Origin of the sequence: Streptomyces sp. NRRL S-31 (genome assembly GCF_000718775.1) — a bacterium.
GTDB lineage: Bacteria > Actinomycetota > Actinomycetes > Streptomycetales > Streptomycetaceae > Streptomyces.
The window spans coordinates 41,748-47,930 of record NZ_JOCB01000063.1; the positions used below are offsets into that span (position 1 = coordinate 41,748).

Below are 6,183 nucleotides of genomic sequence, written 5' to 3' on the forward strand. Positions count from 1 at the left end.
CCGGAGGCCGGATCAGCCGGTGTAGGGCTCGGCCTTCAGGATCCGCACGGAAGCCTTCTTGCCGTTCGGCAGCTCGTACTCGGCGTCGTCACCGACCTTGTGGCCGGTGACGCCCGCGCCGAGCGGGGACTGCGGCGAGTACGTCTCGATGTCGGCGCTCGCGTACTCGCGGGAGGCGAGCAGGAACGTCAGCGTGTCGTCCTCGTCACCGTCGAAGGCGATCGTGACGACCATGCCGGGGGCGACGGCACCGTCCGCGGCCGGGGCCTCGCCGACCTTGGCGTTCTCCAGGAGCTGGGTCAGCTGGCGCACACGCAGCTCCTGCTTGCCCTGCTCCTCCTTGGCAGCGTGGTACCCGCCGTTCTCGCGCAGGTCGCCCTCCTCGCGCGCGGCCGCGATCTTGGCGGCGATCTCCGTGCGCGCAGGACCAGTAAGGTACTCAAGCTCGTCCTTGAGCTTGTTGTACGCCTCCTGGGTCAGCCAGGTGACGTTCTCGCTGGTCTGGGTCACAGGGTGCTCCTCGTCGGTACTGGGAATACAAAGCATCGCCCTACCCAGAAGAATGTTCCTTCTTGGATGGGCGAAACCACGAGCCTAACAATTCATGGGCGAAAGGGGGAGGACATAAGTCACCAAATTTACATCCACGCAGGTCAGAGCCCGCGCATTCCGGGCGAAACCGGGGTGTGTCCGCGGCTCGTCAGCCGGCGTGGCAGCCCAGCAGCTCGGCCGTCGTCCCCTGGGCCGTCGTACGGAGCGTGACGACCTTGTCGATGCGCGTGGCGGAGCCCGAGAAGCGGAAGTCCGCCCGGCCCACCTCGGCGCCGTCGGCCGACTGGGAGCGCACGGTGCAGTAACCGGAGGTGCCGGCGTCCTTGCGGACCTCCAGGTGGACCTTGACCGCGTCGTCCGACGCCCGGAAGGTGATGACCTCGGCGCTGATCTCGTTCCTGGCGACGTAGTGGTACGCGAAGTAGCCGACCAGCGCGAGCAGCGCCGCGCCCAGCACCCAGCCGGCGATCCTGAGCTTGCGGTCGGCGCGCTCGTCCGAGGGGCGGCCGTAGCGGCCCTCGGGCGGCCGCGTGCTCGCGGTACTCATGATCGTCCTCTCCGCGGAATTATTAGCCCCCCGATTGGGTCACTATAGAAGCTCCCCGCCCGCACCCGACCGCCGCCCCTCGACGGGGGTCCTTCGGGACGACAACTGTTTGATCGCGCCCGAAGCCACGGGGGCGCCGAGTTACCGAGGATTGAGCCTTGACTGACCAGTTGCGACTGATGGCCGTACACGCGCACCCCGACGACGAGTCGAGCAAGGGCGCGGCCACCATGGCGAAGTACGTGTCCGAGGGGGTGGACGTGCTGGTGGTCACCTGCACTGGCGGAGAGCGCGGCTCCATCCTCAACCCCAAGCTCCAGGGCGACACGTACATCGAGGAGCACATCCACGAGGTGCGCAAGAAGGAGATGGACGAGGCCCGCGAGATCCTCGGCGTCGAGCAGGAGTGGCTCGGCTTCGTCGACTCCGGCCTGCCGGAGGGCGACCCGCTGCCGCCGCTGCCCGAGGGCTGCTTCGCGCTGGAGGACGTCGACAAGGCGGCCGGCGAGCTGGTGCGCAAGATCCGCTCCTTCCGTCCGCAGGTGATCACCACCTACGACGAGAACGGCGGTTACCCGCACCCCGACCACATCATGACCCACAAGATCTCCATGGTGGCGTTCGAGGGCGCGGCGGACACCGGGAAGTACCCCGAGGCCGAGTTCGGCCCCGCCTACCAGCCGCTGAAGCTCTACTACAACCAGGGCTTCAACCGCCCCCGCACCGAGGCGCTGCACCAGGCGATGCTCGACCGCGGCCTGGAGTCGCCGTACGGGGACTGGCTCAAGCGCTGGGACGAGATGGAGCACTCCGAGCGCACGCTGACCACGCACGTCCCGTGCGCGGACTTCTTCGAGATCCGCGACAAGGCGCTGATCGCGCACGCCACCCAGATCGACCCGGACGGCGGCTGGTTCAAGGTGCCGCTGGAGCTCCAGAAGCAGGTCTGGCCCACCGAGGAGTACGAGCTGGCGAAGTCGCTCGTCGACACCTCCCTCCCCGAGGACGACCTCTTCGCGGGCATCCGGGACAATGCCTGACATGAGTGCAAGCCTGAACCTGGCCGTGACGCATCTCGCCCCCCTCGCCAAGGAGGTCGACCAGAACAAGGTCACCCCCGGCGTCCTCGGTTTCATCGTCTTCGCGGTGATGGCCGTGGCCGTGTGGGGCCTGATGAAGTCGATGAGCAAGCACATGCAGAAGGTCGACTTCAAGGAGGCCCCGGACACCGGGGCGGAGCCGGCCGCGCGGCAGACCGGCTCCGCGGCCCAGCGGGGCTGACCCCGCCGCCCCGGCCCTCCGGCACCGCCACGCCCCGCACCGCCCGGGCGTGGCGGTCCGCAGCCGTGCGCGGCCGCCCTCCGGCGCCAGGACGTACCGAGCGCGCCCGGGACCGGGCACGCCCGGTGCTCGCGTCTCTACGCGGTCCCGGAGGCCGTGGGAGAGTGGAACGGTGAACCGACTGGCCGATGAGACGTCCCCGTATCTGCTCCAGCACGCCGACAACCCCGTCGACTGGTGGCCCTGGTCGGCCGAGGCATTCGACGAGGCCCGCAGAACGCGCAAACCCGTGCTGCTGAGCGTCGGGTACTCGAGCTGCCACTGGTGCCACGTCATGGCGCACGAGTCCTTCGAGGACCAGGCCACCGCCGACTACCTCAACGAGCACTTCGTCAGCGTGAAGGTCGACCGCGAGGAGCGGCCGGACGTGGACGCCGTCTACATGGAGGCGGTGCAGGCCGCCACCGGCCAGGGCGGGTGGCCCATGACCGTCTTCCTCACGCCCGACGCCGCGCCCTTCTACTTCGGCACCTACTTCCCGCCCGCCCCGCGCCACGGCATGCCCTCCTTCCGGCAGGTGCTGGAGGGCGTGCAGCAGGCGTGGACCACCCGGCAGGACGAGGTCGGCGAGGTCGCCGGGAAGATCGTCCGGGACCTCGCCCAGCGGGAGATCGTCCGGCAGGCGGCCGAGGCGCCCGGCGACCAGGAACTCGCCCAGGCCCTCCTCGGACTCACCCGCGAGTACGACCCGCAGCGCGGCGGATTCGCCGGCGCGCCCAAGTTCCCGCCGTCCATGGTGCTGGAGTTCCTGCTGCGCCACCACGCGCGCACCGGCGCCGAGGGCGCGTTGCAGATGGCCCGGGACACCTGCGAGCGGATGGCCCGGGGCGGCATCTACGACCAGCTCGGCGGCGGGTTCGCCCGCTACTCCGTCGACCGTGACTGGGTCGTCCCGCACTTCGAGAAGATGCTGTACGACAACGCCCTGCTCTGCCGGGTCTACGCCCACCTGTGGCGGGCCACCGGCTCGGACCTCGCCCGGCGGGTCGCGCTGGAGACGGCCGACTTCATGGTCCGGGAACTGCGCACGGCGGAGGGCGGGTTCGCCTCCGCCCTCGACGCCGACAGCGACGACGGCACCGGGCGGCACGTGGAAGGGGCGTACTACGTGTGGACGCCCGAGCAGCTGCGCCGGGTCCTCGGCGACGACGACGCCGAACTCGCCGCCCAGTACTTCGGCGTGACCGAGGAGGGCACCTTCGAGCACGGGCAGTCCGTGCTGCAACTCCCGCAGGCGGAGGGCGTCTTCGACGCGGAGAGGATCGCCTCGGTCAAGCGCCGGCTGCTGGCGGAGCGGTCCGGGCGGGCCGCCCCCGGCCGGGACGACAAGGTGGTCGCCGCCTGGAACGGACTCGCCGTCGCCGCGCTCGCCGAGACCGGTGCCTACTTCGACCGCCCCGACCTGACCGAGGCCGCGCTCGGCGCAGCCGACCTGCTCGTCCGCGTCCACCTGGACGAACACGCCCGGCTCGCCCGCACCAGCAGGGACGGCCGGGTCGGCCCCAACGCGGGCGTGCTGGAGGACTACGCCGACGTCGCCGAGGGCTTCCTCGCGCTCGCCTCGGTGACCGGCGAGGGCGTCTGGCTCGACTTCGCCGGACTCCTGCTCGACCAGGTGCTCGCCCGGTTCACCGACCCGGAGACCGGCGGCCTGTACGACACCGCCTCCGACGCCGAGCAGCTGATCCGCCGCCCCCAGGACCCCACCGACAACGCGGCCCCCTCCGGCTGGACCGCCGCGGCCGGCGCGCTGCTGGGCTACGCCGCGCACACCGGGTCCGAGCCGCACCGGACCGCCGCCGAGCGGGCGCTGGGGGTCGTGAAGACGCTCGGCCCGCGCGTGCCGCGGTTCATCGGCTGGGGGCTGGCCGTCGCCGAGGCGCTGCTCGACGGGCCGCGCGAGGTGGCCGTCGTAGGACCGTCGCTCACCGACGAGCGGACGGCGGCCCTGCACCGTACGGCGCTGCTGAACGCCTCCCCGGGGGCCGTCGTCGCCTGCGGCACCCCGGACAGCGACGAGTTCCCGCTCCTCGCCGACCGCACCCTGATCGACGGCGCGCCGGCCGCGTACGTCTGCCGCGGCTTCGTCTGCGATCTGCCGGTGACGGACCCGGCGGCCCTGCGGGCGAGGCTCGCCGTCTCCTGAGCGGCCGTACCCGCGCCGTACGGCCCCGCCGCCGGCCTTCTAGCGTTCCCTCAGGGCGCGCTCCACGATGGCTTCCAGCTGGTCGTGGTGCGCGCCCTTCCAGTACGCCCGGCCGCAGGCCGTGCACTGGGCGAAGACGTCGTACGACCGCTGGGTGCCGCCCTTGAGCTGCTCGGCGACCTCGTCCTTGGTGGCCTCCTTCAGCAGGCCGTTGCACGCGGTGCAGCGGGTCCAGGGGCGCAGCTCGGGGTCGAACCGGGTGAGGACGTCGTGGAGCTGGTCCTCGGGGCGGGTGCTGTAGACGAAGGCGCCGGCCCACAGCTCCCGGCGGCGCAGCAGGCCCCGGTCGCGGCTGAGCATCACCCGCTTCTCGGCCGCCGAGCGGGCGGCGAGCGCCGGATCGCCGATGTCCGTCGACTCGTACGCCGTGTCCACGCCGAGCAGCCGCAGCCGGCGGGCCAGCGTGCCCAGGTGGACGTCGAGGAGGAAGCGCAGCGGTGCGCCGGGCACCCGCTGGGGGCGCTCCACCGGCCGTACGACGACCCGCTCGGCGGCCCCGGGGACGTGCGAGGGCGGGACCGCGCGGCCGTCCACGAGCAGGGCGCCGACCTCGGTGAGCGGGACCCCGAGGGACTCGACGACGTGGCCGAGCGTCGAGACGCCGTCCGTGACCAGTGCGGTGGCCGCGCCGCGGCGGGCGGCCGGTACGAACAGGTGCAGTTCGGGGGCGACTTCGACGTGGATCTCCGGTCCGTTCACTCCGTCAGGATGTCATGGGCGGTGCCGTACGCCTCAGGGGTTTCCGGGGTGGGGACCCTCCTCCATGACGTCCAGGGCCCGCTCCATGAGGTCCGGCAACCGGTCCTCGCAGCCGTGCTCCGCCCAGTACATGGAGACCTCCATCATGCCGCCGATGAGCGCCATCACGCCGACGCGCACCTCGAGGCTCTCCGGGTCGCGGCCCGTGCGCTCAGCGAGGGCCCGGCGGAGCAGGCGGCCGGTCTCCGTCATGCTCTCGAAGTACCGGGAGCGGACGGCGGGGACCTGGACCCCGAGGCGGGCGCGCAGCCGGAGCGCCTCGGGGTCCTCCCGCTCGCTCAGTTCGAGGCTCTCGCGGACCACGTGCCGCAGGGAGTCCGTCCACGGCTCGTCCGCGGGCCGGGCGCGCAGCTCGTCCAGGAGCAGGGGGCCGTACTCGTCCGTGAGGACGATGTCCTCCTTGGCCGGGAAGTAGCGGAAGACGGTCGACGGCGACACCTCGGCCCGTTCGGCGATCTGCTCGACCGTCGTGGCGTCGTACCCCTGTTCGCGGACCAGCGCGTAGGCCGCGGCGCGGATCGCCGCACGGGTCTTGATCTTCTTCCGCTCCCGCAGCCCGGGCCGGGGGCGGTCGGCGGGGAAGTGCGGGGAGTGCGCGGCCGTCATGGGGATCATTCTCCGGCATCGGTCACCGGGGTGGCCATCGGCCGCGTGCCGCCCGGCCGGGCCGGACGGCGCCCGGGCAAGGGCCGCAGGACCGCCGCCCGGACAGGGGAACGGCCACGGCTCGGGTGAGCCGTGGCCGGGAGGGGGCGGGAGGGAAGGGGCGGGTGGGAGC

General features: G+C 72.1%; 7 protein-coding genes. 3 read left to right on the top strand and 4 right to left on the bottom strand.

The genetic code is table 11. From position 1 onward, the window contains the following. Positions 1-12: 12 nt before the first annotated feature. Both greA and IF37_RS0123875 read right to left on the bottom strand, forming a co-directional pair. On the bottom strand, positions 13-510 hold the full coding sequence (gene greA / locus IF37_RS0123870; RefSeq protein WP_030746016.1) for a transcription elongation factor GreA: 498 nt from the start codon (positions 508-510) through the stop codon (positions 13-15). Positions 511-700: 190 nt separating this feature from the next. Then, entirely contained in the window at positions 701-1,099 is a 399-nt protein-coding gene (locus IF37_RS0123875) for a DUF4307 domain-containing protein (protein ID WP_030746019.1), read from the bottom strand. A 179-nt stretch (positions 1,100-1,278) separates the two neighbouring features. Between IF37_RS0123875 and mca the strand changes: the two genes are divergently transcribed. The 3 genes from mca to IF37_RS0123890 all read left to right on the top strand — a co-directional run bounded on the left by mca (position 1,279) and on the right by IF37_RS0123890 (position 4,586). Beyond that, on the top strand, positions 1,279-2,139 hold the full coding sequence (gene mca, locus IF37_RS0123880; protein WP_030746022.1) for a mycothiol conjugate amidase Mca: 861 nt from the start codon (positions 1,279-1,281) through the stop codon (positions 2,137-2,139). Beyond that, the gene (locus tag IF37_RS0123885) at positions 2,132-2,380 is read left to right on the top strand and encodes a hypothetical protein (RefSeq protein WP_030746026.1); all 249 of its coding nucleotides are present in this window, start codon (positions 2,132-2,134) and stop codon (positions 2,378-2,380) included. Before mca ends, IF37_RS0123885 begins: the two co-directional genes overlap by 8 nt. Positions 2,381-2,552: 172 nt before the next feature. Next, on the top strand, positions 2,553-4,586 hold the full coding sequence (locus tag IF37_RS0123890; RefSeq protein ID WP_030746030.1) for a thioredoxin domain-containing protein: 2,034 nt from the start codon (positions 2,553-2,555) through the stop codon (positions 4,584-4,586). Between the two features lie 39 nt (positions 4,587-4,625). On the opposite strand, the gene IF37_RS0123895 is transcribed toward IF37_RS0123890, so the two are convergent. Both IF37_RS0123895 and IF37_RS0123900 read right to left on the bottom strand, forming a co-directional pair. Then, complete coding sequence (locus IF37_RS0123895) at positions 4,626-5,345, bottom strand: Mut7-C RNAse domain-containing protein (protein WP_030746033.1); 720 nt, start codon at positions 5,343-5,345, stop codon at positions 4,626-4,628. A gap of 33 nt (positions 5,346-5,378) precedes the next feature. Beyond that, positions 5,379-6,020 (bottom strand): TetR/AcrR family transcriptional regulator, encoded by a 642-nt coding sequence (locus tag IF37_RS0123900; RefSeq protein WP_037856946.1) that lies wholly within the window; start codon positions 6,018-6,020, stop codon positions 5,379-5,381. Positions 6,021-6,183: the final 163 nt, after the last annotated feature.